The following is a 26216-nucleotide window of genomic DNA, read 5'->3' as shown; positions in this document are numbered from 1 at the left end:
TTTCTTATGTGGTTGAGATGCGGTCGACTGTCGTCAATGCGAAATCGGCGACGCGATGAGGCTGTGCGCGAGCCACGGCATTTGCGCCAGCCGCTCGGTTTCGAAGGCCTTGATTTTGTCCCGCTTTTGCAGCGTCAGGCCGATGTCGTCGAGCCCGTTGACGAGGCAGAACTTGCGAAAGGCCTGCACTTCGAAAGGCAACTCGCTGCCGTCCGGCTTGAGGACCACCTGGCGTTCCAGGTCGACCGTCAGGCTGTAGCCCGGAAAGGCAAAAGTCTCGTCGAACAATTGAGCGACTTGCGCTTCTGGCAACACGATCGGCAGCAGGCCGTTCTTAAAGCTGTTGTTGAAAAAGATGTCGGCGTAGCTCGGCGCGATGATGGCGCGAAAGCCGTATTGGTCGAGCGCCCACGGAGCGTGCTCGCGCGACGAACCACAGCCGAAGTTCTTGCGGGCGATGAGCACCGAGGCACCGGTGTAGCGCGGCTGGTTCAGCACGAAATCAGGGTTCGGCTTGCGGCTTGCAGGGTCTTGCCCCGGCTCGCCCGGGTCCAGATAGCGCCAGGCGTCGAACAGGTTCGGGCCGAAGCCCGTCTTGCGGATCGACTTCAAAAACTGCTTGGGAATGATCGCATCTGTGTCGACGTTTTCGCGATCCATAGGGGCAACGAGACCCTTGTGTACGGTGAATTTCTGCATGGTGTTTTCCTTGCGTGTTCCTTGAATAGCGATGGCTCAAGCAAACTGCCGAACGTCGACGAAATGGCCGTGTACCGCGGCGGCAGCGGCCATCGCCGGGCTCACCAGATGCGTACGTCCACCGGCGCCTTGCCGGCCCTCGAAATTGCGGTTGCTGGTCGACGCGCAACGCTCGCCCGGTTCGAGCCGGTCGGAGTTCATCGCCAGACACATCGAGCAGCCGGGCTCTCGCCATTCGAAGCCGGCGGCGATGAAGATCTTGTCGAGGCCTTCGCGCTCGGCCTGTTCCTTCACCATGCCGGAGCCCGGCACGACCATCGCCAGCTTGACGTTCTTAGCCACCTTCTGGCCAAGCTTCTTCACCACGGCGGCGGCTTCGCGCATGTCCTCGATGCGGCTGTTGGTGCACGAGCCGATGAACACCTTGTCGAGAAAGATGTCGTTCATCGGCTTGTTGGGCTCCAGGCCCATGTAGACCAGTGCGCGTTCGATCGCATCGCGTTTGTTGGCGTCTTTTTCCTTGTCCGGATCGGGCACGCGGCCGTTGATGTCGACGACCATTTCAGGCGATGTGCCCCAGGTGACTTGCGGCTGGATCTGAAATGCATCGAGCTCGACCACGGCGTCGAATTTGGCATCGGGGTCGGACTGCAAGGTCTTCCAGTAAGCCACCGCCTGATCCCATTCCGGGCCACCGATGAAGAGTCCGGTCTTCGGATCGGTGCCGGGTGAAAAGGAGCGCCCCTTGACGTACGCGATGGTCTTGTCGTCCACCGCCACGAGGCCCGCTCGCGCGCCGGCCTCGATCGCCATGTTGCAGACCGTCATGCGGCCTTCCATGCTCAGGTCGCGGATGGCAGAGCCCGCGAATTCGATGGTGTAGCCGGTGCCGCCGGCCGTGCCGATCTTGCCGATGATCGCCAACACGATGTCCTTGGCCTGGCAGCCGAGCGGCAGCTTTCCATCGACCTTCACGAGCAGGTTCTTTGCCTTCCTGGCGAGCAGCGTTTGCGTCGCCATCACATGCTCCACCTCGCTGGTACCGATGCCGTGTGCGAGTGCGCCGAACGCGCCGTGCGTCGATGTGTGCGAGTCGCCGCAGACCACGGTCATGCCCGGCAACGTCGCGCCCGACTCGGGGCCGATCACGTGCACGATGCCCTGGCGCTTGCTCAGGAACGGAAAGAACGCCGCTGCGCCGAACTCGGCGATGTTGCTGTCCAGCGTGGTGATCTGCTCCTTGCTGATCGGGTCGCTGATGCCGTCGTAGCCGCGCTCCCAATGCGTCGTAGGTGTGTTGTGGTCGGCAGTGGCCACGACCGAGCTGATGCGCCAGAGCTTGCGGCCCGCCACGCGCAGGCCTTCGAAGGCCTGCGGGCTGGTCACTTCATGGACCAGGTGGCGGTCGATGTAGAGAATCGACGTACCGTCTTCTTCGGTGTGGACGACATGTTCGTCCCAGAGCTTGTCGTAGAGCGTGCGTGGCATAGGTCTCTTCTTTCGTGGGGATAATTATTCTGATGTCGTCCGTCAGGCCGCCAAAGGCATCGTTTCAGCCGGCGCCTGCAGGTGATTCACAAGGGAGCGTGCGGCCACGGGCAAGCTCGAAAAGTCGCGTGCCACCAACCGGATTTCGCGTGCTGCCCAGGCATCGGTCAGAGCAAGCGCGACGAGGCCGCGGCCGATGCCGTTCTGCATGAGTTCGAAGGCGCGCGCGGGCATCACCCCGATGCCGAGGCCGTTTTCGATCATGCGGCACATGGCGTCGAGCCCGGTGACGTGGATGCGCAGCTTGATGGGCCGGCTCGCGTCGAGGGCGGCCTGATGCATCGCGACGTAGATCGAGCTGTTGGCATGCAAGCCGACGTGGTCGAACTCCAGCGAGTCGACGAAATCGATGGTGTCGTGCACCGTCAGCGCGTGATGGGCTGGAACGACCAGCACAAGGCGATCGCGCCGGTACGGCAGGCTCTGCAAGTCGCTGGTGCCCGGCGCCACGTGACACACGCCGAGGTCGGCGGCACCTTCCTGCACCGCGCGCATCACCTCGCTGCTCAGATGCTCTTCGAGGTCGATCTTGATGGCCTCGTGCGCTCGGCTGAAACTGCCCAGGTCTTCAGGCAAAAACTGCACGATGGCCGAAATGTTGGCGTGCACGCGCACGTGGCCGCGCACGCCGTCTGCGTACTCGCTCAACTCGCCTTGCATTTTTTCAAGGCTGTAGAGCACCGACCGTGCGTGATGCAGCAGGCTCTCTCCTGCGGGGGTGAGGTCGACGCCGCGGGCGTGGCGATAGAGCAGAGTGGTGTTGAGTGTCGCCTCGAGGTCGGCCAACCGCTTGCTGATCGCTGACGCGGCAATGAATTCGCGCTCTGCGGCGCGGCCGATGCTGCCCAGCTCGCACACCGCAACGAACAGCTGCAACGACGTCAAGTCGATGCGGCGGGCAAAGTTGCGTTCGGAAGACGGGGAAGGAGGGGCGGGGGGCAAGAGCGTCATTTCGGATCAGTCATCGCGATTCGAGATGACGAAAAGAAGATTTTGCTACTCTTTCGACTATCGAGCCATCGCAATCCAAGATGACGGCGATGCCGCAGCGAGATGAAAAAAAGCGGGCCGAAGCCCGCTGGTTTGCCCGACGTGCGGTGCTGGCTGTGCTGTCAGTTCTTCTTTTCGGCGGCGTTCTCCATCTTCTGACCGGCTCGCTGCATGTCCTGGCCCGCGCCGGCCATGGTGTTGCAGCCAGCGAGCGAGACGCCGAAAGCGAAAGTGACAGCCATCAGTGCAGCGATTTTCTTCATTTCAAACTCCTTGGAGCGGATGGTGGATCGAACGGTTGGAGTTGCGCTCCACTTTACAAAGTACGTCGTCGACCTGAGTGATCCTGTAAGCCAAGACGCAAAAAAGCTGCCCGTAGGCAGCTTTTAAGGGCGATTGATTAGGCCGTCGCCGGACCGATCACCCCACCGGAAGATCTTCAGCGCGATGCGATCGGCTTGACGTTGCGTTGGACCGAGCCTTCGAACAGCTGACGCGGGCGGCCGATCTTGTATTCCGGGTCGCCGATCATTTCGTTCAATTGGGCGATCCAGCCGACCGTGCGCGCCAACGCGAACACGGCGGTGAACAGCGGCACCGGAATGCCGATGGCGCGTTGCACGATGCCAGAGTAGAAGTCGACGTTGGGGTAGAGCTTGCGCGACACGAAATATTCGTCTTCCAGGGCAATCTTTTCGAGCGCCATCGCCAGCTTGAACAGAGGATCGTTTTCGAGACCGAGTTCTTGCAGCACTTCCTTGCAGGTTTCCTGCATCAGCTTGGCGCGCGGGTCGTAGTTCTTGTACACGCGGTGACCGAAACCCATCAGCTTGACGGTCGAATTCTTGTCCTTGACCTGCTTGATGAACTCGCCGATTTTCTCGACGCCGCCGGCCTTCTGGATGTCGCCCAGCATGTTGAGCGCTGCCTCGTTGGCACCGCCGTGAGCCGGGCCCCAGAGGCAAGCCACGCCGGCCGCGATCGCTGCGAACGGGTTGGTGCCTGACGATCCGCACAGGCGTACGGTCGAGGTCGACGCGTTCTGCTCATGGTCTGCGTGAAGGATGAAGATGCGGTCGAGCGCGCGCTCGAGCACTGGGCTCACCTTGTACTCTTCGCACGGCGTCGCGAACATCATGTGCAGGAAGTTGCCTGCGTAGCTGAGGTCGTTCTTCGGGTACATGTAGGGCTGGCCCACGGTGTACTTGTACGTCATGGCCACCAGCGTCGGCATCTTGGCGATGAGGCGGATGGCAGCGATCTCACGGTGCTTCGGATTGTTGATGTCCGTGCTGTCGTGATAGAAGGCCGACAGTGCACCGACCAAGCCGGTCATGACCGCCATTGGATGTGCATCGCGACGAAAGCCGCGCAGGAAGAACTGCATCTGCTCGTTGACCATCGTGTGATTGGTCACGAGCTTAGTGAACTCTTCTTTTTTCGGCGCGTCGGGCAGTTCTCCGTACAGCAGCAGATGGCAGGTTTCTAGGAAGTCGCAGTTGGTCGCGAGCTGCTCGATGGGGTAGCCGCGGTACAGCAACTCGCCCTTGTCACCATCGATGTACGTGATCGCCGACTGGCACGATGCTGTCGACATGAATCCGGGGTCGTACGTGAACATCCCGGTCTGGGCGTACAGCTTGCGGATGTCGATCACATCGGGGCCGAGCGTACCTTTGTAGATCGGCAGCTCGACGTTGTCGCCCCCATTGCTGAACGACAAGGTGGCCTTGGTGTCGGAAGCTTTCATTGCAACTTTCTTTCAGATTTAAGTTCGGGATGAAGATAAGGGATCGGGTGTCTGCGATACCCGCATGAGAGCCAGGAGCGCCATCACCGGCGGCGTTGCCAGTTCGGCTTCGGGTTCTTTGCGGCGCATCAGCAGGTCGAGCAAGTCGTTGTCCGCCAGATCCATCAGTCTTTCAAGCGCGTGTGCCTGCCCAAAGGTCAAGCGAGATTCATGCCGATCGAAAAACCGGGCGATGAACAGGTCGTTCTCGAGCAGGCCGCGGCGGCAGCGCCACCGGAGCTTGCTGAGCGCGCGCACGCTGATCGAATCGTCCGGATTTTCAACGACTTGCATGGCAAAAGCCTCAGACAGCGCGACGCACCATCAGTTCTTTGATCTTGCCGATCGCCTTGGTCGGGTTCAAGTTCTTCGGGCACACATCGACGCAATTCATGATGGTGTGGCAGCGGAACAGGCGGTACGGGTCTTCGAGGTTGTCGAGGCGCTCGGCGGTTGCTTCATCGCGGCTGTCGGCGATGAAGCGGTAGGCCTGCAGCAGGCCGGCGGGGCCGACGAACTTGTCAGGGTTCCACCAAAAGCTGGGGCAACTCGTCGAGCAGCTCGCGCACAAGATGCATTCGTACAAACCGTCGAGCTCCTCGCGCTCTTCGGGCGATTGCAGGCGTTCTTTTTCAGGCGGAACCGAATCGTTTTGGAGGTACGGCTTGATCGAGTTGTACTGCTTGAAGAACTGCGTCATGTCGACGATCAAGTCGCGGATCACCGGCAGGCCGGGCAGCGGCTTGAGCACGATATTGCCCTTGAGCGTGAGCATATTGGTCAGGCAGGCCAGACCGTTCTTGCCGTTGATGTTCATTGCGTCGGAGCCGCAAACGCCTTCGCGGCATGAGCGCCGGAACGACAGCGTCGGGTCTTGTGCCTTGAGCTTCATCAGTGCGTCCAGCAGCATGCGCTCGTTGCCTTCGAGTTCGACCTCGATGGTCTGCATGTAGGGCTTGGCGTCGCGGTCTGGGTCGTAGCGGTAAATTTGAAATGTGCGCTTCATCGTGGTGACCTTTTTTGAACCTTGTATTGGCCTGGTATTGCGTGGGCGTTAGAACGTTCGCACTTTGGGCGGAACCGATGCCACGGTCAGCGGTTGCAGCTTGACCGGCTTGTATGACAGTCGGTTGTCCTGCTTGTACCAAAGGGTGTGCTTCATCCAATTGGTATCGTCGCGGCCGAGCGGTGCCGCGGCGTCGTCGGCCGGACGTTCGTAGTCTTCGACCGTATGCGCGCCGCGGCATTCGGTGCGGGCGGCGGCCGAAATCAGCGTGGCTTGCGCCGCTTCGATCAGGTTGTCGACTTCGAGCGCCTCGATGCGTGCCGTGTTGAACACGCGCGACTTGTCTTTCAGCGTGATGCCCGAGACGCGCCTTCGCATGTCGGCGATCTTGACGACACCTTCATCCAGCGTGACTTGCTTGCGGAAGACCGCTGCATGCTGCTGCATCACAGCGCGAATGTCGTTGGCCACGTCTTGGGCGTACTCGCCTTCGCTCGAACTTTCGAGCTGGTTCAGGCGTTCGAGCGAACGGTCGGCCGCATCGGCTGGCAGCGACTTGTGCTCCTTCAGCTTGTCGTTGAACTCGACGATATGGTTGCCGGCAGCCTTGCCGAACACCAACAGGTCGAGCAACGAATTGGTGCCCAGGCGATTGGCGCCGTGCACGCTGACGCAGGAGCATTCGCCCACGGCGTAGAGGCCATTGACCACCGCGCTGTTGTCGCCGTCCTTCTGGATCACGACCTGGCCCTTGATGTTTGTCGGGATTCCGCCCATCTGATAGTGGATGGTCGGCACCACGGGGATCGGCTCCTTGGTCACGTCGACATTGGCAAAGTTGATGCCGATCTCGTACACCGACGGCAGGCGCTTGTGGATGGTGTCTGCCCCAAGGTGGTCCAGCTTCATGTGGATGTAGTCCTTGTTGGGACCGCAGCCACGACCTTCCTTGATTTCCTGGTCCATCGAGCGCGAGACGAAGTCGCGCGGTGCCAGGTCTTTCATGGTCGGCGCGTAGCGTTCCATGAAGCGCTCGCCGTTGCTGTTGAGCAGAATCGCACCTTCGCCACGGCAACCTTCGGTCAGCAACACGCCGGCACCGGCCACGCCGGTCGGGTGGAACTGCCAGAACTCCATGTCCTGCAAGGGGATGCCTGCGCGAGCCGCCATGCCCAGCCCGTCGCCGGTGTTGATGAAGGCGTTGGTCGAGGCCGCAAAAATACGGCCGGCACCCCCGGTGGCCAGCAGCACGGTCTTGGCCTGCAGGATGTGCAGGTCGCCGGTTTCCATCTCCAGCGCGGTGACGCCGACGACGTCGCCGTCGTCATCGCGGATCAGATCGAGCGCCATCCATTCGACGAAGAACTGGGTCCGCGCTTCGACGTTCTTTTGGTAGAGCGTGTGCAGCATCGCGTGGCCGGTACGGTCGGCTGCGGCGCAGGCGCGCTGCACCGGCTTTTCGCCGTAGTTGGCGGTGTGACCGCCGAACGGACGCTGATAGATCGTTCCGTCCGGGTTGCGGTCGAACGGCATGCCGAAGTGTTCTAGCTCGTACACCACCTTGGGTGCTTCGCGGCACATGTACTCGATCGCGTCCTGGTCGCCGAGCCAGTCGGAGCCCTTGATGGTGTCGTAGAAATGGTAATGCCAGTTGTCCTCGCTCATGTTGCCGAGCGAGGCGCCGATGCCGCCTTGCGCAGCCACCGTGTGCGAGCGCGTCGGAAACACTTTGGAAAGCACGGCCACGTTGAGGCCGGCGCGCGCCAGTTGCAGCGCGGCGCGCATGCCGGAGCCGCCGGCACCGACGATGACGACATCGAATTTGCGCTTGGTGATTTGTTCTTTGGTATACGACATGGGATCAGAGTCTCCAGAGCACTTGGATGGCCCAGGCCGCACACGCTACGAGCCAGACGATCGTGAAAATTTGGGCAGTTAGTCGGATGCCGACTGGCTGCACGTAGTCCATCCAGATGTCGCGCATGCCGACCCAGACGTGATAAAGCATGGAGACGATGGCGACGAAAGTCAGAACCTTCATCCACTGCGTCGCGAAGATTCCGGCCCAACTGTCATAGCCGATCGGACCATGCGAAAAAATTACCTGTGCCACCACGATGATCGTGAAAAGCGCCATCAGGCTCGCCGTGATGCGCTGGCTCAGCCAGTCGCGAAGTCCGTAATGCGCGCCGACAACGATGCGCTTGGTGCCGTAGTTCACTGCCATGATGTGCTCCTTAATAAGCGCCGAAGAGCTTCAGGCCGAGAACGATCGCGATGCTGATGCTGAGCGCCAGCGTGACGATTGCCGAGGTTTTTCCGAATTCCTTGGTAACAGCCGCATGGTGGGTGTCCATCCAGAGATGGCGCAGTCCGGCGATGAAGTGGTGCAAAAACGCCCAGATGAGCGCCAATGCGACCAGTTTGATGAACCATCCCGGAACGATGCCCAGGCCGCTGTTGAAGGCGGCCTTGAATCGCGCGAATGAAATGTCGGAAGAGATCGACGTGTCGAACATCCAGATGATGAACGGCATCAGCAGGAACATCAGGGCGCCGCTGACGCGGTGCAAGATGGAGACGATTCCGGCCGGCGGCAGCCGGTAGGTGGTCAGGTCGGTGAACGCATTGATGTTGCGAAACTCGCGGCGCCGCGGCCGGGGGGAGGAGGCAAGCTCTGTCATGGGGAGATGGCTTTCGTAGCTTTTCGAGCGGGATGGCTTGTCGGCTTGTTATTCGGCATAAGTGCAAAGCACACAAAATTCTATTGCAATGCACCATCTGTCAGCGGGCACCCCGGAGTCAACACAGTGCACGCGTGGGCAATCTCATCCGAGTTGGTTGCGGTAATGGTGCGTGTCGGTGCGGTAGAGCCCACGTCGCAGTTCCATGGGTGCATCGTGGTAGGTGAGGGCCACTCGCTCCACGCTGAGCAATGGCGTGCCCGGTGCTACGTCGAGCAATTTCGACTGCTGCGCGTCGGGCAGCACGGCTCGGATTTTTTCTTCGGCCCGCACCATCCGTACGCCGAATTCGGCTTCGAAGAGCGCATACATCGGCCCACGGGAAGCTCTCAGGCGTTCTGTTGTCAGTCCCTTGAAGGGCGCGCCGGGCAACCACAGGTCTTCGAGAATGGTGGGTACGCCCGCATAGGCCAGCACGCGCCGCACCTGCAACACGCCGTCGCCTGTGCGCAAGGCCAGCGCTCGCGCCACGTCCGCCGAAGCGCGCTGCCGCTTGCAGTCGACGATGGTGCGCTGGGCAGGCCCTTCTGCATCGGTGTCACCAGAATCCGGCACGAGCTTCAAGAAGCGGTACTGCACCTGGTGCTCGGCATGCGTCGCGACGAAAGTGCCCTTGCCTTGGCGCCGCACGACGAGGTTCTCTGACGCGAGTTCGTCGATCGCTTTGCGCACGGTTCCCTGGCTGACCCTGAAACGCGCTGCCAAGTCCATCTCGCTCGGAATCGGCTCGCCCGGCTTCCATTCGCCGGCTTGCAAGCTCTGCAATATCAGCGCCTTGATCTGCTGGTACAACGGGCTAAAAGAGGGCGTCACGGCTTCGAGGACAGTGCGGTTGTTCATTCAATGAGACGATGCACCGTGGCGGTGCTGGCCTTCAATCTTATATAAGACATAAGACGGGCGCCATCGAAACCTCGAATGGGCATAAAATGCCGGCCGGCCCTGCGCCTCCCGACACCCGTCCGCCACCTGTTTCTCACCTTCTGGAGTCTCCCCATGAGCAAAAAACCCGTCCGCGTTGCCGTCACCGGCGCAGCCGGCCAAATCGGTTACGCCCTGTTGTTTCGCATCGCTTCCGGCGAAATGCTCGGCAAAGACCAACCGGTCATCCTGCAACTGCTCGAAGTGCCGGTTGAAGGCCCGCAAAAAGCGCTCAAAGGCGTGATGATGGAACTCGACGATTGCGCTTTCCCGCTGCTGGTCGGCATGGAAGCCCATGGCGATCCGATGACAGCTTTCAAGGATGCCGACTACGCTTTGTTGGTCGGTTCGCGCCCCCGCGGGCCGGGCATGGAACGCGCTGAACTCCTGGCCGTCAACGGCGCGATCTTCACGGCGCAAGGCAAGGCGCTCGACGCCGTCGCCAGCCGCAACGTCAAGGTTCTGGTGGTCGGCAACCCAGCCAACACCAACGCCTACATCGCGATGAAGAGCGCACCGGGCCTGCCCGCCAAGAACTTCACCGCCATGCTGCGCCTGGACCACAACCGCGCTGCCAGTCAGATCGCCGCCAAGACCGGTAAGCCGGTGGCCGACATTGAGAAGCTGACGGTGTGGGGTAACCACTCGCCCACGATGTACGCCGACTATCGCTTCGCGACCATCAACGGCGAGAGCGTCGCCAAGATGATCAACGACCAGGAATGGAACGCCAACACCTTCTTGCCGACCGTCGGCAAGCGCGGCGCAGCCATCATCGAAGCGCGCGGATCGTCGTCGGCAGCTTCGGCTGCCAACGCCGCCATCGACCACATGCGCGACTGGGCCCTGGGTACCCACGGCAAATGGGTGACGATGGGCATCCCGTCGAATGGCGAATACGGCATTCCGAAGGACGTCATGTTCGGCTTCCCGGTCACCTGTGCAAACGGTGAATACAAGATCGTCGAAGGCTTGGTGATCGACGCCTTCAGCCAGGAACGCATCGACAAGACGCTCAAGGAACTGACCGACGAACAAGCCGGCGTCGCTCACCTGCTCTGATCGCGTCGCCGATGCTCGAGCTGCGGCGCCAGACATGAAGACAGCCCATCCCGGCGACGTGCTGTTGGGTGCGCAGGCTGGCGCGATCGTGCTGCCGGTCTGCGATCACTACAGTGGCGTCGAAGCCCGCATGAAAAAAAGTCTCGCGCTGCAGGCCGACATGGCCGAAGAGTTCGGCGCTTGTGTCTTCGATGTGACGCTCGACTGCGAAGACGGCGCGCCGGTCGGCGGTGAAGCCGAACACGCTGCGCTGGTAACCGAACTCGCGTTGGGCGCCAAGCCCGGCATGCGCGTGGGTGTGCGGGTGCATCCTGTCGACCATCCTGCGTTTCCGGGTGACGTGATGACCATCGCCGGTCGCGCCGCGGGCAGCTTGAGCCATCTGATGGTGCCGAAGGTCGAGTCGATCGCCGATGTGCTGCAAGCCGTGGCTGCACTCGACGCGGTCGATGCAGAGGCATTGCCGCTGCACGTGCTGATCGAATCGCCGCTGGCAGTGCACAACGCCTTCGAGATCGCTGCGCATCCACGCGTGCAGTCGCTTAGCTTCGGACTGATGGATTTCGTGTCGGCACATGCCGGCGCGATTCCGGCCGATGGCATGGGTGCCATCGGGCAGTTCGTTCATCCGCTGGTGGTGCGCGCCAAGCTGGCCATCGCCTCGGCGGCGCATGCGTACGGCAAGGTGCCGTCGCATTGCGTCGTGACCGAATTCAGCGACATCGATGCGATGCGCGCCGCCGCAAAAAAAGCGGCGACCCTGTTCGGCTACACCCGGATGTGGAGCATCCACCCGAACCAGATCCGGCCCATCCTCGACGCGTTTGCGCCCGACGAAGCGCAGATCGATGTCGCGACGAGAATCTTGCTGGCCGCAGTCGGCGCCGACTGGGCGCCGGTCAGCTTCGAAGGCGCGCTGCACGACCGCGCCAGCTATCGCCATTTCTGGCAAGTCCTCGCGCGCGCGCACGCTACAGGGCGCGCGCTCCCCTCTGAAGCCCAGGCCTGGTTTGCTGGCCCGGCTTCCTGAACCCCACGAACCTCATCAAGGAGACTCCATGAAAAAACTCGTTCTGATCGCCGCCCTCGCGCTGGCCTTGCCGTTGGCAGCCATTGCACAAACGACGGACAAGCCCGCCGCAACGACCGCTGCCAAGTCGACCACCGGAAAGCACGCTCCGAAAAAGCACCAAGTCACGCGGCGCGCCGCCAAGGCAGTGGAAGAAGTGACGCCTGTGAGCCAGGAAGTCGACGTCGAATTGTCCGAGGCCGATCTGGCCGTCGCCCGTCGCGTTTCGGTCGGCCGCGCGCAGTGCGAACTCGGCGCCGATGTGTCGGTGCAGCTCGACGAAAAGAAGCCGGGCTATTTCTCCGTAAGCACCAAGAATCAGCGTTTCCGCATGCACCCGGTCGAAAGCCGCACCGGCGCCATTCGCCTCGAAGACCCGCGCCAGGGCGCGGTGTGGCTGCAGCTCGGCAACAAGTCGATGCTGATGAACCAGTCGGCCGGCTTGCGCATCGCCGACGAATGCCAGACGGCAGAGCAGGTCGCGTTTGCGGAAGAAATGAAGAAGAACCCGCCGAAGAGCTTGTTCGAGGGCGCGGATGCCCCAGCCAATACCAAGAGCACTGAAGTTGCGACCCAGGCGGTCGCTCCTGCTCCGACCTCGACCGCGAAAAAGCCCGTCAAGAAGTAATCGCTGCCCTACCGCTGGGGGCCTGTCCCGCGGCGCGGCTCTTGCTTGTCGCTCGAGCGGCTCCGCTTTCCGCCCCTGCTTTCCGGCAGTCCCGATCTGCCTCGTTCTGGAGAAAAAGATGTTGCAAGCCTACGTTGATCATGTTGCCGAGCGCGCTGCACTCGGCATTCCGCCGCTGCCGCTCACCGCGCAGCAAACGTCCGAAGTCATCGAGCTCATGAAAAACGCGACGTCGAAAGACGGCGAGTTTTTGCTCAACCTGATCACCTACCGCGTGCCGGCCGGCGTCGACGACGCGGCCAAGGTCAAGGCCAGCTATCTGGCGGCCGTGGCGCACGGCACCGAAAAGACGTTGCTGATGTCGCGTGCCCGTGCGACCGAACTGCTCGGCACCATGCTCGGCGGCTACAACATCGGCCCGATGGTGGACCTGCTCGACGACTCGGAAGTCGGCCCGGTCGCGGCCGAAGGCTTGAAGAAAACCCTGTTGATGTTCGACCAGTTCCACGACGTCAAGGAAAAGGCCGACAAGGGCAATGCCAACGCCATCGCCGTGCTGCAAAGCTGGGCCGATGCCGAATGGTTCACCAGCCGGCCCGAAGTTCCGCAAAGCATCACCGTCAGCATCTTCAAGGTGCCCGGTGAAATCAACACCGACGACCTGTCGCCGGCGCCCGATGCCTTCAGCCGCCCTGACATCCCGATGCACGCGTTGGCCATGCACAAGAACGCCCGCCCCGGGCTCGATGAGCGTGCCTTGCCCGAAGAAGACGGCAAGCGCGGCCCGGTGAAGTTCATCGGGGACCTGCGCGCCCGTGGCAACCTCGTGGCCTATGTCGGCGACGTGGTCGGCACCGGCTCCAGCCGCAAGAGCGCCACCAACTCGGTGTTGTGGTTCACCGGCGAAGACATCCCGTACGTGCCCAACAAGCGCTTCGGCGGCGTCTGCCTGGGCGGCAAGATCGCGCCGATCTTCTACAACACCATGGAAGACTCGGGAGCGCTGCCGATCGAGCTCGACGTGAGCCAGATGGAAATGGGCGACGTGGTCGAGCTGCGTCCGTACGAAGGCCGCGCGCTGAAAGACGGCAAGGTCATCGCCGAGTTCCAGGTCAAGAGCGACGTGCTGTTCGACGAAGTGCGCGCCGGTGGCCGCATTCCTTTGATCATCGGACGCGGCCTGACGACCAAGGCGCGTGAAGCGCTCGGCCTGCCGGTGTCGACGCTGTTCCGCTTGCCGATCAGCCCGGTCGACACGCACAAAGGCTTCACGCTTGCGCAAAAGATGGTCGGCCGCGCCTGCGGTCTGCCAGTGGTCGACGGCAATCAGCAGGGCGTACGCCCCGGCACGTATTGCGAGCCGAAGATGACCAGCGTGGGCTCGCAAGACACGACCGGCCCGATGACCCGTGACGAGCTGAAAGACCTGGCCTGCCTGGGCTTCAGCGCCGACCTCGTCATGCAGTCGTTCTGCCACACCGCGGCGTACCCGAAGAAGGTCGACGTCAAGATGCACCACGAGCTGCCAGACTTCATGGCGACGCGCGGCGGTGTGTCTTTGCGTCCCGGCGACGGCGTGATTCACTCGTGGCTCAACCGCCTGCTGACGCCCGACACCGTCGGCACCGGCGGCGACAGCCACACGCGCTTTCCGATCGGCATCAGCTTTCCGGCCGGCTCCGGCCTGGTGGCTTTTGCTGCCGCCACCGGTGTGATGCCGTTGGACATGCCCGAGTCGGTGCTGGTGCGCTTCAAGGGAAAGATGCAGCCCGGCGTCACCTTGCGTGACCTGGTCAACGCGATCCCGCTGTACGCCATCAAGGCCGGCCTGTTGACGGTCGCCAAGCAAGGCAAGGTCAATGTGTTCTCAGGCCGCATCCTGGAGATCGAAGGCCTGCCCGACCTCAAGGTCGAACAGGCTTTCGAGCTCAGTGACGCATCGGCCGAACGCTCGGCGGCAGGCTGCACGGTGCACCTGAACAAAGAACCGATCATGGAGTACATCAACAGCAACATCACCTTGATGCGCTGGATGATCGCCGAAGGCTATGCAGACGGCCGCACCCTGGCGCGCCGCATCGCTGCGCAAGAAGCCTGGCTGAAAGATCCACAGTTGATGAAGGGCGACGCCGATGCCGACTACGCCGCCGTCATCGAGATCGACCTGGCCGACATCCACGAACCGATCTGTGCCTGCCCTAACGACCCGGATGATGTGAAGACGCTGTCCGACGTGGCGGGCGTACAGATCGACGAAGTGTTCATCGGCTCGTGCATGACCAACATCGGTCACTTCCGTGCGGCGTCAAAGCTGCTCGAAGGTAAGCGCGACATTCCGGTCAAGCTGTGGATCGCACCGCCGACCAAGATGGACGCGCAGCAGTTGAGCGAAGAAGGCCACTATGGCGTGTTCGGCAATGCCGGCGCGCGCACCGAGATGCCGGGCTGCTCGCTGTGCATGGGCAACCAGGCGCAGGTACGCGAAGGCGCGACGGTCATGTCGACCAGCACCCGGAACTTTCCCAACCGACTGGGCAAGAACTCCAACGTATACCTGGGCAGCGCCGAGTTGGCTGCCATCTGCTCGCGCCTCGGTCGCATCCCGACCAAGGCCGAGTACATGGACAGCGTCGGCGTGCTCGATGCGTCGAGCGCACAGATCTATCAGTATCTCAACTTCGACAAGATCGAGGAATATCAGGCGGTGGCGGACACAGTGGCGGCCTGACCTGAAGGCCACCGCAGCGCCTGTCCACAAAAAAAGCCCCGCGACGCGGGGCTTTTTTTTGACCGCGTACCGGCCTTCGTCGCTGTACGGCGACCGGATCCGGAGCCTCAGGTCACGTTCAGTTTCTTGTGCTCGCCCAGATCTTTCAGTGGATCGCCGGTCATCGCGGCTTTGGCTATCTTGAAGAGCTGGACCATCTTGCTGTCGGTAACGTCCCAGTATTCCGCATCGAGGATCTTGACGGCGAGCAAGCCCACGTTCGGGTCGGTCGGACCCTTGGGAAACCACGCCTTGGCGGCAGGGTTGAACAGCTCGTTCTTCTTGGCCTGATCTTCCAGCAGCGACGCCTGACCCGTGACAGACACATAGCTGTCGGCATCGGTGTTCGCATACGCCACGTTCACGCTGCCGTCGCTCGCCACGTGCTTGGCGATGTCGCCATCTTTCGGCACAAAGAAGTAGAGCGTCGAAGCCTCATCGACCTTTTTGTTCTGCGTGGTCAGCGGGTGACTGTGCAACTGACCGTCGCTATGACGGTGGGTCAGCATGCCGAAGCGTGTGTCCTTTATCAGGTCGAAGAGCTTGTCGTGTTCGTTGGTGGTGTTCATAAGTCGTCCCGTTGTGGAGTTGGAAAGATTCTCAAGTTACGGGATCGAGCAGCAGAAGCAGGCCTACCGATAACGCGACTTCATGTCATCCATCACTGACGGTGGATCACCCGCAGCTTGCAAGCAGCGCGGGCTACGGCGCCACCATGGCGTTCAGCGCAGCCAGGGTCTGCGCATCCGCCGGAAAGAACGACTCCACCTCCAGTTCCTGCAAGGTCACGTCGATTGGCGTGCCGAAGATCGATTGGCGATCTTCGGCGCGAGTCCGTCGGGATGCAGGCTGAGCCGCAGCACGTTGATGGGCGGGGTCAGCAACTCGGCCGAAAAGCCCGCCATCATCATAGGTACCAAGGCGTTTGCGGCCACGAGATTCCAGTGGCGGTCGATGGCCAGCGCCGGATAGGGCTCATGGCCCTTGAGCACCAGGTCGACGGCCCGACGTGCGGCGCCCAAGGCGGGATCGTCGAGCGAGCGTTGCCGGTATATCGGCGCAGAGCCGACCGCGACCAGCAGGGCATTGCGCTCGCGCAGCGGCACTTCAAGACGCTCGGCCAGCCGCAACACCATTTCGCGGCTCGGCGCCGAGCGGCCCGTTTCGACGTAGCTCAGGTGCCGGGTCGACATGTCGGCATCTTGCGCAAGGTCGAGTTGGCTCAGTCGCCGGTGCGTGCGCCAATGGCGCAGGTGCGCTCCGAAGGGGGCGCGCGCACCGGGCTGGCCGGGCGCGGTCGGTCGAGTGGCTGTCAGGCGGACCGTGGTCGAGGGGGCGGTGGTCATGACCGCATTCTGGCGCTGCGTTTGGCGGGCAGCCATGACCTCCCGGGTCATGGGTGTCCCGACTACAAGCGTTGACTTCGAAGCCTGCTATCTTTGAGTCGGACAAGGTACAACGACCGAACCAAGGAGTTCTTTCATGGCCCACGACGCCGCTCACGCTTTCTCTTCCGCCCTCAAGACGTTCAAAACTGCTTCGGGGAAATCCGGAAAGTTCTGGTCGCTGAAGGAACTGGCCAAGGCGTACCCGGGCATCGAAAAACTGCCGGTGTCGATCCGCATCATTCTCGAATCGGTACTGCGTAATTGCGATGGGCAGAAGGTGACCGCCGCGCACATTGCCGAGCTGGCGCATTGGGCGCCCAACGCGGAGCGCACCGACGAAATTCCTTTCGTTGTCACCCGCGTGGTGCTGCAGGACTTTACCGGCGTGCCGCTGCTGGCGGACCTGGCCGCGATGCGCAGCGTGGCCGCGGCGCTCGGCAAATCACCCAAGACCATCGAGCCGCTGGTGCCGGTCGATCTGGTGGTCGATCACTCGGTCATGGTCGACTACTACGGCACGCCCAAGGCGCTCGATCTCAACATGAAGCTGGAGTTCCAGCGCAACAACGAGCGCTACCAGTTCATGAAGTGGGGCATGCAGGCCTTCGACACCTTCCGGGTCGTGCCGCCGGGCTTCGGCATCGTGCATCAGGTGAACCTCGAATACTTCGCGCGCGGCGTCTACACGAGCCCGAACGACAAGGGCGACGTACCCGTCTACTACCCCGATTCATTGGTCGGCACCGACAGCCACACCACGATGATCAACGGCATCGGCGTGGTCGGATGGGGCGTCGGTGGCATCGAGGCGGAGGCCGCCATGCTGGGCCAGCCGGTCTACATGCTGACGCCCGACGTGGTCGGCTTCGAGCTCACCGGCAAGCTGCGCGAAGGCGTGACGGCCACTGACCTGGTGCTGTACGTCACCGCCATTCTTCGTGGTGAAAAAGTGGTCGGCAAGTTCGTCGAGTTCTTCGGCCCCGGCGCCGGTTCGATCGCGGTGCCCGACCGCGCGACCATCGGCAACATGGCGCCCGAATACGGCGCGACGATGGGCTTCTTTCCGGTCGACGAAATGACGGTCGCGTACTTCAAGGGCACCGGTCGCACCGACCAGGAAGTCGAGTTGTTCGAGGCCTACTACAAGGCGCAGGGCCTGTTCGGCATGCCGGCGCCGGGTGAGCTCAACTACACGAAGATCGTGCGGCTCGACCTCGGCACGGTTACGCCCAGCTTGGCCGGCCCCAAGCGCCCGCAAGACCGCATCGACCTCGGTCACATGTCCACCAAGTTTTCGGAACTGTTCAGCAAACCGAACGAAGCCAACGGGTTCAACCAGCCGGCCAACAAATTGAGGATGCGTTATCCGCTGGCACACGATGGCGTATCGGTGGAAGAAAAAGAGCAGCCGCCGACCCCCGCCGGCGCGCCACGCGAGGTCGTGGAAATGGTCGCCAACCGGTCGACCAAGGCGGCTGCACACAGTGTGGCGTCGGCCCCCAAAGCGCCACCCAGCGGCGTGACGATCGGCAATGGGGATGTGTTGATCGCTGCCATTACCTCGTGCACCAACACGTCGAACCCGAGCGTGATGCTGGCGGCCGGCCTGCTCGCCAAAAAGGCGGTACTGGCGGGGCTGACCGTCAAGCCGCATGTGAAGACCTCGCTGGCACCCGGCTCGCGCATCGTGACCGACTATCTGGTCAAGGCCGATCTGCTGCAGTACCTCGAAAAGCTGGGCTTCTACCTGGCCGGCTACGGTTGCACGACCTGCATCGGCAATGCCGGTGACCTGTCGCCCGAGATCAACGAGGTCATCAGCAAGAACGATCTGGTCGGTGCCGCGGTGCTGTCGGGCAATCGCAATTTCGAAGCGCGCATCCATCCGAATCTGAAGGCGAATTTTCTGGCATCGCCGCCGCTCGTGGTGGCTTACGCCATCGCCGGCAACGTGATGGTCGACCTGATGACGCAACCCGTCGGCAAGGGCAAGGGCGGCAAGGACGTGTACCTCGGCGACATCTGGCCGACGATGGCCGAGATCGACGAGAACCTGCGCCATGCGATGGATGCCAAGTCGTTCCGCAAGAACTACGAGCAGATCAAGGAGAACCCCGGCAAGCTGTGGAGCAGCATCAAAGGCGTGAGTGGCCAGGTGTACGACTGGCCCGAGTCGACCTACATCGCAGAGCCGCCGTTCTTCGCCGGCTTCAAGATGAAACCGCACGCCGCCGATGCGGGCTTCAAGTCGGCGCGGGTCATGGCGCTGTTCGGCGACTCGATCACCACGGACCACATCTCGCCGGCCGGCTCCATCAAAGAGAGTTCGCCTGCGGGCATCTGGCTCAAGGCCAACGGCGTGAAGAAGGAAGATTTCAACAGCTACGGCTCGCGCCGCGGCAATCACGACGTGATGATGCGCGGCACCTTCGCCAACGTGCGCATCAAGAACCTGATGATTGCGCCCGACGACAAGGGCACGCAGGAAGAGGGCGGCGTGACGCGCTTTCAGCCCGGCAACGAGAAGATGTTCATCTACGACGCGGCGATGAAGTACATCGAGCTCGGGGTTCCGACGGTCGTGTTCGGCGGCGAGGAGTACGGCACGGGGTCATCGCGCGACTGGGCTGCCAAGGGCACGCAGTTGCTGGGCATCAAAGCGGTGATCGCACGCAGCTTCGAGCGGATTCACCGCGCCAATCTGGTCGGCATGGGCGTGCTGCCGCTGCAGTTCCGCGGCGCCGACTCCTGGCAGACGCTGGGGCTGACTGGCGACGAGCGCATCGACGTGGTCATCGGCGGCGAACTCAAGCCGCAGATGGACGTGAAGCTGGTGGTTCATCGGCCCGACAACTCGCACCAGGAGGTCACGGTGCGCCTGCGCATCGACACGCCGATCGAGGTCGATTACTACAAGCACGGCGGCATCTTGCCGTTCGTGTTGAGGCAACTTTTGGCGGCTTGAGCCCGGTCTGAAAACGCGTAACTCATCGGGCGGATAACCGCTTTTTCCACTTAGATCGAGTTTTCGAGAATAATTCTCGTTTTGATCTGTGGATATCCGGGTGATGACAACAACGATTGCTGCGGCGTCGGCGGCCTCTTTGCCGTCGAGCGCGCTCAGCCTCGACAAGCTTCCTAGCCATCAGTGGGCGACCGTGCTGGACCTGCTGCGCCCGACGGGTGCGGAAGACCGGGAGCTGGTGCTGCGCCTGACCGAAATCGGCTTCGTGCCGGGCGAGGCGGTTCGCATCGTGGCCAGCGGCGCGCCCGGGCGCGAGCCACTTGCAGTGCGCCTGGGCCACACCACCTTCGCACTGCGGCGCTACGAGGCCGCCTTCATTCGCGTGACACCGGGCGCCGAGCACCATGGTTGACGCCGTCATCAGCGGTCCCGGCGGCTTCGCGCCCAAAGGCCAGCCGGGTCGCGTCGCGTTGCTCGGCAATCCGAACTGCGGCAAGACCGCGCTTTTCAACCTGTTGACGGGCAGTCGCCAGAAGGTCGCCAACTATGCGGGCGTGACGGTCGAGCGCAAGGAAGGCACGCTGCGCACTGCCGCCGGCCGCCGCATCTTCGTGCTCGACCTGCCGGGCGCCTACAGCCTGAATGCGCTGAGTGCCGACGAAGCCGTGACGCGCGACGTCGTCACCGGCCGCAGCAAGGAGGCCTTGCCCGACCTGCTGGTGTGCGTGACCGACGCGACCAATCTGCGGCTTAACCTGCGGTTGGTGCTCGAAGCCAAAAAGCTCGGCCTGCCGATGGTGGTCGCGCTCAACATGACCGACATGGCGAAGAAGCAGGGCATCACGGTCGATACGGCTGTGCTGTCGCGCGAACTCGGCGTGCCGGTGATCGAAACGATCGGCGTGCAAAACGACGGTGCCCAGGCATTGCTGGCCGCGCTCGACACGCCCGTGGCAGCGGCCGCGCCGGTTCCTTGGCAAGCACCTGCGCTGGACGATGTGCTGGCAACCCAGCGCGAAGTGCGCCGCATCCTCGGCCTGGCGGTGCGCGAGCCGTTGGACAGCCTGGCGACCAGCGACCGCATCGACCGGGTGGTGCTGCACCCGCTGTGGGGCATGCTGGTGTTGGCGGTCACGCTGTTCCTGATGTTTCAGGCTGTGTTCAGCTGGGCTAACGTGCCGATGGACGCCATCAAGGCGGTCACCGAAGCGGCCGGAACCTTCGTCAAGACGCACATGGCCGAGGGCCATCTGCAAAGTCTGCTGGCCGATGGCGTGATTGCCGGGGCTGGCAGCGTCATCGTCTTCCTGCCGCAGATCCTGATCCTGTTCCTGTTCATCCTCGCCCTCGAAGACTCCGGCTATCTGCCGCGCGCAGCCTTCCTGCTCGACCGTGTGATGGGCACCGTCGGCCTGTCGGGGCGCTCGTTCATTCCATTGCTGTCGAGCTTCGCCTGCGCCATTCCGGGCGTGATGGCGACGCGCACGATCAGCAACTGGCGCGACCGCTTGACGACCATCATGATCGCGCCGCTCATGACCTGTTCAGCGCGGCTGCCGGTGTATGCATTGCTCATCGCAGCGTTCATTCCGGAGCGCAGCGTTGCCGGCGTGTTCAACCTGCAGGGCGTGGTGTTGTTCGCTTTGTATGTCTTCGGGATCGTATCGGCGATGGCGGTGGCGTGGGTCATGAAGCGCTTCAGGGACAACCAGTCGCACTCGCCGTTGCTGATGGAGCTTCCGGCCTATCGGTGGCCGAGCATCCGCAATCTGGCGCTGGGTTTGTACGAGCGCGCATGGATCTTCTTGCAACGCGTCGGCACGATCATCCTCACGCTGACCATCCTGCTGTGGTTCTTATCGACCTTTCCGTCGCCGCCCGATGGTGCGACCGGGCCCGCCATTCAGTACAGCCTGGCCGGCATGATCGGAGGCGGGCTCGAGCACATCTTCGCGCCGATCGGTTTCAACTGGCAAATCTCGATCGCGCTGGTGCCGGGCATGGCGGCGCGTGAGGTGGCTGTCGGTGCGCTCGGCACGGTGTATGCACTCTCGGCGACCGGCGAAGAAGTTGCAAGCCAGCTGCAGCCGTTGATCGCGCACACCTGGTCGCTGGCGACGGCGTTGTCGTTGCTGGTCTGGTATGTCTTTGCGCCGCAATGCATCTCTACGCTGGCCGCCGTCAAGCGCGAGACGGCCAGCTGGAAATACGTCTGGATCATGGCGGGCTATCTGTTCGCATTGGCGTATGGCGCATGCTTCATCACTTACCGCATCGCGGTGGCCCTTGGTTGGGGCTGAACAGTCGGAGTTGATATGACCCAGAACATCGTCGTCGCATTGATCGTCGCTTTTGCCGCGTTGTATGCGACGTGGCGCTGGATGCCTGCCGGCTGGCGCCGCAGCGCGGCGCAGAAGCTGGCCAGCGGCACGCAGCGTGCGGGGCTGGTCGATCAGGCGCGTGCCGACCAGCTCGCGGCATCGCTCGCGAAGAGCTCCGGCTGCGGCGCCTGCGACACCTGTGGTGCTTGCGGCAAGGCCGACGCCAAGCCGCTCACAACGCACTGAGGTCGATGCCCGCGCGCATCCTCGTCGCGGGCGGCGGCATCGGCGGACTGGCCAGCGCGCTGGCGCTGTCGTGTCGAGGCCATCGCATCGAGGTGCTCGAACAGGCAGATGCCTTCCATGAAATCGGTGCTGGCGTGCAGCTCGGCCCGAACACCACACGACGGCTCCAGGCGCTCGGCCTTGGCGTGCCCCTGGCGGCCATCGCTGCACGCCCGACGACGCTCGTGGTGCGCAGCGCAGGCAGCCATGCCGCCATTGCGAAACTGCCTCTCGGCGAGACGATGCAGGAGCGCTACGGAGCGCCTTACCTTTGCGTGCACCGGGCAGATCTGCACTCGATGTTGGTGGATGCCGTGCGCACGCGTGATGCGAGCGACGCTCTCAACGGCGGTGCACGCATCACCGAAATCGCAACGGGCGACGACATCGTTTGTGTGGCGACCGACGACGCGCGCGCCTGGGAAGGCGATGCGCTCATCGGCGCCGACGGTTTGTGGAGCATGGTGCGCATGCAGGTCGTGCCCAACGACGTGCCGCCGCGCGCCACTGGTCACACGGCCTGGCGCGCGCTGGTCGAGATGTCGTCGCTGCCGGCTGTGCTGCGCAACGTCGATCGCGTGGATGTCTGGCTCGGGCCGCAGCTGCATGCGGTGGCGTATCCGGTGCGCGGAGGTGCTGCGCTCAACGTGATCGTCGTCGCAGAGTCGGCACCCGCAGGCGACGCGCGCGACTGGGATCAGGCCAGCAGCCTCGACGCCCTGAAGCAAGCCACCGGCAACACGGGCGCAGCATTGCAGGCGCTGCTCGAAGCCATGCCCTCATGGCGCGCGTGGACCTTGTTCGATCGTGCCCCGCTGACTTCGGCTGGCGACATGGCGGACGGCCGCATCGCCTTGCTCGGCGATGCCGCGCATCCAATGCTGCCTTACCTTGCGCAAGGCGCCGGCATGGCCATCGAAGATGCGATGGCGCTGGCCGATGCCCTGCGCGACGGCAGCGCGCTAGACGTGCCGGCCGCCTTCCGCCGCTACGCCGAGGCACGCTGGCAGCGCAACGCACGCGTGCAAGCGAGGGCGCGGCGCAACGGCGACATCTTTCATGCGGTCGGGCCGGTGCGGCTTGGTCGCGACATGGCGATGCGCACGCTGGGCGCGCGTTTACTCGATCAACCTTGGCTTTATGCGGGATGAACGAACGTTGACCGGATCGATTCAAAGCTCGGTACGCAGCTTCCAGATCTCCGGGAACAGCACCACGTCGAGCATCTTGCGCAGATAACTCACCCCCCCCGTGCCACCAGTGCCACGCTTAAAGCCGATGACGCGCTCGACCGTGGTCACATGCCGAAAGCGCCAGAGACGAAAAGCGTCTTCGATGTCGGTCAGCTTCTCGCCTAGCTGGTACAGGTCCCAGTGCGCGCGCGGATCCCGGTACACCACGAGCCATGCCGCTTCGACGGCATCGCTGGATTCATACGGCAGCGTCCAGTCGCGATCGAGATGGTCGGCCGGCACGGCGAGACCTTGACGTGCCAGGAGTCGCAACGACTCGTCGTACAAAGACGGCGAGCGCCATGCCGCTTCCACCTGCGCCAGCAGATCGGGCCGATGCGCATGGGGCTTGAGCATGGCGGGATTTTTGTTGCCGAGCGCGAACTCGATGCAGCGGTACTGCGCGCTCTGAAAGCCGCTGGAGTTGGCAAGGTACGGGCGCATTGCGCTGTACTCGGGCGGCGTCATCGTCGACAGCACGGTCCATGCACTCACCAGCTGTTCCATGATGCGCGTGACCCGTGCGAGCATCTTGAAAGCGTCCGGCAACTCCCCTGAAGCGACGCAGGCGATGGCGGCTTGCAGCTCGTGCAGCATGAGCTTCATCCAAAGCTCGCTGGTCTGGTGCTGGATGATGAAGAGCATCTCGTCGTGCGTCGGCGAGAGCGGGTGCTGCGCGTTCAGGATCTCGTCGAGATGCAGGTAGTCGCCGTAGCTCATCGACGTGCTGAAGTCGAGTTGCGCCTTCTCTTGCGCGACGATTTTTTCGGTGCTCATGGCGTGCTTCCGGTGCTCCTGGCGTTTCAGGTCACCGCGTTCTTCCGGTTGAACTCGGGGCGTTTCCATTCTTCGGTTTCGAGCACCTGCACGATGTGTTCCACGCTGTGCCAGACATCTTCGAAGCCGAGGTAAAGCGGCGTAAAGCCGAAGCGCAGGATGTGCGGCATTTGCGCATCGCCTGCGCGAAAGTCGCCGATCACGCCGCGTGCGATCAAGGCCTGCACGATGGCGTAGGCCGCGTTGGCATCCGCCTCGGCGGCATCCGCCATGGCGAGGGACACCTGCGAGCCGCGTTGCGCGTGGTCGCGCGGCGTGACGAGCGCGAAGCGATCGGGGCAACGTGCTTCGACCAGCGTAATGAACGCATCGGTGAGCGCGAGCGATTTGGTGCGCAATGCAGCCATGCTGCCGAAACCGTTGTTGAAGGCTTCGGCCGCGAGGACGGTGTCGAGACCGCATTCGAGGCCGGCGAGCGAGACGATGGGTTGGGTGCCGCAAAGGTATCGGCTCACACCCGGTGCGGGTCTGTAGTGCGGGGTGAATTCGAACGGCGCGGCATGGCCCCACCAACCGGACAGAGGTTGCTCGAACTGGCCCGCGTGCCGCGTGTGGACCCAGACGAAAGCCGGCGCGCCGGGGCCGCCGTTCAGGTACTTGTAGCTGCAGCCGACTGCGAAGTCGGCATCGCATTCATTGAGCGCGACGGGTACGGCGCCAGCGCTGTGCGCCAGGTCCCAGACGGTGAGTGCACCGGCGGCATGCGCGGCCGTGGTGACGGCCTTCATGTCGTGCATGGCGCCGGTGCGGTAGTTGACGTGCGTGAGCATCAGCACGGCCACTTCGTCGGTCAGCGATGCGGCAAGGTCGGCGGCTTCGATGAGCTTGAGCGTGAAGCCGCGCTCGCGGCAGAGCGACTCGGCGATGTAGAGGTCGGTCGGAAAGTTGCTGCGCTCGCTCACCACGACCTTGCGGTTCGATCCGCTCTGCGCGACCTGACTCAGCGCCGCGAACAGTACTTTGTACAGGTTGATCGACGTGCTGTCGGTGCAGACAACTTCGCCCGGTGCTGCGCCGATGAGCCGCGCGACCTTGTCCCCGAGCCGCTGCGGCAAGTCGAACCAGCTTGCGGTGTTCCACGAGCGGATGAGGCCTTCGCCCCATTCCTTCGTGACGACTTCTGCAATGCGCGCGGGGGCCGATTTCGGCAGCACACCGAGCGAGTTGCCATCGAGGTAGATCACGCCCTCGGGCAGAGTGAACTGGTCGCGCAGGTTGCGCAGCGGGTCTTCGCGGTCGAGTGCGCGGCAGTCGTCGAGTGTCATGGTGGTGGAGCTCATTGGGGCAATTGGCGAAGGACGGCACGAACGGGGGAGGCATCGGCGCTGACGAGTTTGAGTGGCAGCGCGATCAATTCGTAGTCGCCTTCGGGAACGTCGTCGAGCACCAGGTTTTCGAGCACGCGAAGATTCAGTCGGCGGATGACCTGATGGCTGTCGAGCGTCTTGCTGTTGGCCGGGTCGATGCTCGCCGTGTCGATTCCGACGAGCAGCACGCCGAGCGCGGCAAGCCGTTCGATGGTGGCCGGCGCGTAGGCGGCTAGGTCGCCGTCCCAACGATCGACCGGTGCATGTTCGTAGGTGCGTACCAGAACGCGCGGCGGCAGGTCGGCGAGCGCATGCGCGATTTGCGACCACTCGATCAGCGGACCGCGCGCGATCACGTGAATGACGCGGCAAGTCCCGAGAAAGGGTGTGAGATCGAGGTCGCCGATGCTCGCGCCGTCAGCGTCGTAGTGCAGGGGTGCATCGGCATGCGCGCCGACGTGCGGTGACAGCTTGATCTCGCTCACGTTGACCGGGCAACCCGGCCCAATGCTGGCGGCCCAGCGCTGTTGGTACGGCGTGTCGCCGGGGAACACCGGTGCCCCTGCGTAAACCGGCGGCGAGATGTCCCAGAGGCGCAGCGCGGTGGAAGAGAAAGTCATGCAGCGAAGTTAGCGCCGCGCAAGGGGTCGTGGTGTCG

Annotated in this window: 24 protein-coding genes and 1 pseudogene; 9 read left to right on the top strand and 16 right to left on the bottom strand. The window is 63.0% G+C overall.

Annotated elements, in window-relative coordinates; all coding sequences use genetic code 11:
• Positions 1–33 precede the first annotated feature (33 nt).
• The 11 genes from leuD to RCH10_RS04485 all read right to left on the bottom strand — a co-directional run bounded on the left by leuD (position 34) and on the right by RCH10_RS04485 (position 9616).
• The gene (gene leuD / locus RCH10_RS04535) at positions 34–699 is read right to left on the bottom strand and encodes a 3-isopropylmalate dehydratase small subunit (protein WP_409051460.1); all 666 of its coding nucleotides are present in this window, start codon (positions 697–699) and stop codon (positions 34–36) included.
• Positions 700–735: 36 nt separating this feature from the next.
• The gene (gene leuC / locus RCH10_RS04530) at positions 736–2187 is read right to left on the bottom strand and encodes a 3-isopropylmalate dehydratase large subunit (protein WP_409051459.1); all 1452 of its coding nucleotides are present in this window, start codon (positions 2185–2187) and stop codon (positions 736–738) included.
• Between the two features lie 42 nt (positions 2188–2229).
• Positions 2230–3198 carry a LysR family transcriptional regulator gene (locus RCH10_RS04525; protein ID WP_409051458.1) on the bottom strand — a complete coding sequence of 323 codons (969 nt, stop codon included), beginning with the start codon at positions 3196–3198 and terminating at the stop codon, positions 2230–2232.
• Between the two features lie 161 nt (positions 3199–3359).
• A complete protein-coding gene (locus tag RCH10_RS04520; protein ID WP_323496651.1) occupies positions 3360–3500 on the bottom strand; it encodes an entericidin A/B family lipoprotein in 141 nt (46 codons plus the stop codon).
• Between the two features lie 176 nt (positions 3501–3676).
• Positions 3677–4987 (bottom strand): citrate synthase, encoded by a 1311-nt coding sequence (gene gltA / locus RCH10_RS04515; RefSeq protein ID WP_409051457.1) that lies wholly within the window; start codon positions 4985–4987, stop codon positions 3677–3679.
• Between the two features lie 18 nt (positions 4988–5005).
• Complete coding sequence (locus RCH10_RS04510) at positions 5006–5320, bottom strand: succinate dehydrogenase assembly factor 2 (RefSeq protein WP_187052698.1); 315 nt, start codon at positions 5318–5320, stop codon at positions 5006–5008.
• A gap of 10 nt (positions 5321–5330) precedes the next feature.
• On the bottom strand, positions 5331–6032 hold the full coding sequence (locus RCH10_RS04505) for a succinate dehydrogenase iron-sulfur subunit (protein ID WP_187052697.1): 702 nt from the start codon (positions 6030–6032) through the stop codon (positions 5331–5333).
• A 48-nt stretch (positions 6033–6080) separates the two neighbouring features.
• Positions 6081–7889, bottom strand: coding sequence for a succinate dehydrogenase flavoprotein subunit (sdhA, locus tag RCH10_RS04500; RefSeq protein WP_409051456.1), 1809 nt, complete (start codon positions 7887–7889; stop codon positions 6081–6083).
• Between the two features lie 4 nt (positions 7890–7893).
• Complete coding sequence (gene sdhD / locus RCH10_RS04495; RefSeq protein WP_187052695.1) at positions 7894–8259, bottom strand: succinate dehydrogenase, hydrophobic membrane anchor protein; 366 nt, start codon at positions 8257–8259, stop codon at positions 7894–7896.
• Positions 8260–8269: 10 nt separating this feature from the next.
• On the bottom strand, positions 8270–8716 hold the full coding sequence (gene sdhC, locus RCH10_RS04490; RefSeq protein ID WP_409051455.1) for a succinate dehydrogenase, cytochrome b556 subunit: 447 nt from the start codon (positions 8714–8716) through the stop codon (positions 8270–8272).
• A gap of 144 nt (positions 8717–8860) precedes the next feature.
• Complete coding sequence (locus RCH10_RS04485; RefSeq protein ID WP_409051454.1) at positions 8861–9616, bottom strand: GntR family transcriptional regulator; 756 nt, start codon at positions 9614–9616, stop codon at positions 8861–8863.
• 156 nt (positions 9617–9772) lie between these two features.
• Between RCH10_RS04485 and RCH10_RS04480 the strand changes: the two genes are divergently transcribed.
• From RCH10_RS04480 to RCH10_RS04465, 4 genes are all read left to right on the top strand, one after another.
• Complete coding sequence (locus RCH10_RS04480; protein WP_409051453.1) at positions 9773–10759, top strand: malate dehydrogenase; 987 nt, start codon at positions 9773–9775, stop codon at positions 10757–10759.
• A 34-nt stretch (positions 10760–10793) separates the two neighbouring features.
• The gene (locus RCH10_RS04475) at positions 10794–11789 is read left to right on the top strand and encodes an HpcH/HpaI aldolase/citrate lyase family protein (protein ID WP_409051452.1); all 996 of its coding nucleotides are present in this window, start codon (positions 10794–10796) and stop codon (positions 11787–11789) included.
• A gap of 28 nt (positions 11790–11817) precedes the next feature.
• A complete protein-coding gene (locus tag RCH10_RS04470; protein WP_409051451.1) occupies positions 11818–12456 on the top strand; it encodes a hypothetical protein in 639 nt (212 codons plus the stop codon).
• A 118-nt stretch (positions 12457–12574) separates the two neighbouring features.
• Positions 12575–15184, top strand: coding sequence for a bifunctional aconitate hydratase 2/2-methylisocitrate dehydratase (locus RCH10_RS04465; protein WP_409051450.1), 2610 nt, complete (start codon positions 12575–12577; stop codon positions 15182–15184).
• Between the two features lie 107 nt (positions 15185–15291).
• On the opposite strand, the gene RCH10_RS04460 is transcribed toward RCH10_RS04465, so the two are convergent.
• On the bottom strand, positions 15292–15792 hold the full coding sequence (locus tag RCH10_RS04460; RefSeq protein WP_409051449.1) for a pyridoxamine 5'-phosphate oxidase family protein: 501 nt from the start codon (positions 15790–15792) through the stop codon (positions 15292–15294).
• Between the two features lie 133 nt (positions 15793–15925).
• Positions 15926–16569, bottom strand: a pseudogene (locus RCH10_RS04455) (helix-turn-helix domain-containing protein).
• 136 nt (positions 16570–16705) lie between these two features.
• Between RCH10_RS04455 and RCH10_RS04450 the strand changes: the two are divergent.
• The 5 genes from RCH10_RS04450 to RCH10_RS04430 all read left to right on the top strand — a co-directional run bounded on the left by RCH10_RS04450 (position 16706) and on the right by RCH10_RS04430 (position 23333).
• On the top strand, positions 16706–19576 hold the full coding sequence (locus RCH10_RS04450) for an aconitate hydratase (RefSeq protein ID WP_409051448.1): 2871 nt from the start codon (positions 16706–16708) through the stop codon (positions 19574–19576).
• A 103-nt stretch (positions 19577–19679) separates the two neighbouring features.
• Positions 19680–19988, top strand: a complete 309-nt coding sequence (locus RCH10_RS04445) for a ferrous iron transport protein A (RefSeq protein ID WP_409051447.1) — start codon at positions 19680–19682, stop codon at positions 19986–19988.
• Positions 19981–21876 (top strand): ferrous iron transporter B, encoded by a 1896-nt coding sequence (locus RCH10_RS04440; RefSeq protein WP_409051446.1) that lies wholly within the window; start codon positions 19981–19983, stop codon positions 21874–21876. The genes RCH10_RS04445 and RCH10_RS04440 overlap by 8 nt, the downstream gene beginning before the upstream one ends.
• 15 nt (positions 21877–21891) lie before the next feature.
• A complete protein-coding gene (locus tag RCH10_RS04435) occupies positions 21892–22143 on the top strand; it encodes a DUF6587 family protein (RefSeq protein WP_409051445.1) in 252 nt (83 codons plus the stop codon).
• A 5-nt stretch (positions 22144–22148) separates the two neighbouring features.
• Complete coding sequence (locus tag RCH10_RS04430; protein WP_409051444.1) at positions 22149–23333, top strand: FAD-dependent monooxygenase; 1185 nt, start codon at positions 22149–22151, stop codon at positions 23331–23333.
• Between the two features lie 21 nt (positions 23334–23354).
• On the opposite strand, the gene kynA is transcribed toward RCH10_RS04430, so the two are convergent.
• From kynA to kynB, 3 genes are read right to left on the bottom strand one after another with little or no spacing between them, the layout of a single operon-like run.
• The gene (gene kynA / locus RCH10_RS04425; protein ID WP_409051443.1) at positions 23355–24191 is read right to left on the bottom strand and encodes a tryptophan 2,3-dioxygenase; all 837 of its coding nucleotides are present in this window, start codon (positions 24189–24191) and stop codon (positions 23355–23357) included.
• Positions 24192–24217: 26 nt separating this feature from the next.
• Positions 24218–25531 carry a kynureninase gene (gene kynU, locus RCH10_RS04420; protein WP_409051442.1) on the bottom strand — a complete coding sequence of 438 codons (1314 nt, stop codon included), beginning with the start codon at positions 25529–25531 and terminating at the stop codon, positions 24218–24220.
• A complete protein-coding gene (kynB, locus tag RCH10_RS04415) occupies positions 25528–26178 on the bottom strand; it encodes an arylformamidase (RefSeq protein ID WP_409051441.1) in 651 nt (216 codons plus the stop codon). The genes kynU and kynB overlap by 4 nt, the downstream gene beginning before the upstream one ends.
• Between the last annotated feature and the right edge of the window lie 38 nt (positions 26179–26216).

The sequence above is a fragment of the Variovorax sp. GrIS 2.14 genome (assembly GCF_046115955.1).
Lineage (GTDB): Bacteria > Pseudomonadota > Gammaproteobacteria > Burkholderiales > Burkholderiaceae_C > Variovorax.
This window is presented reverse-complemented; position numbering and strand designations above follow the sequence as displayed.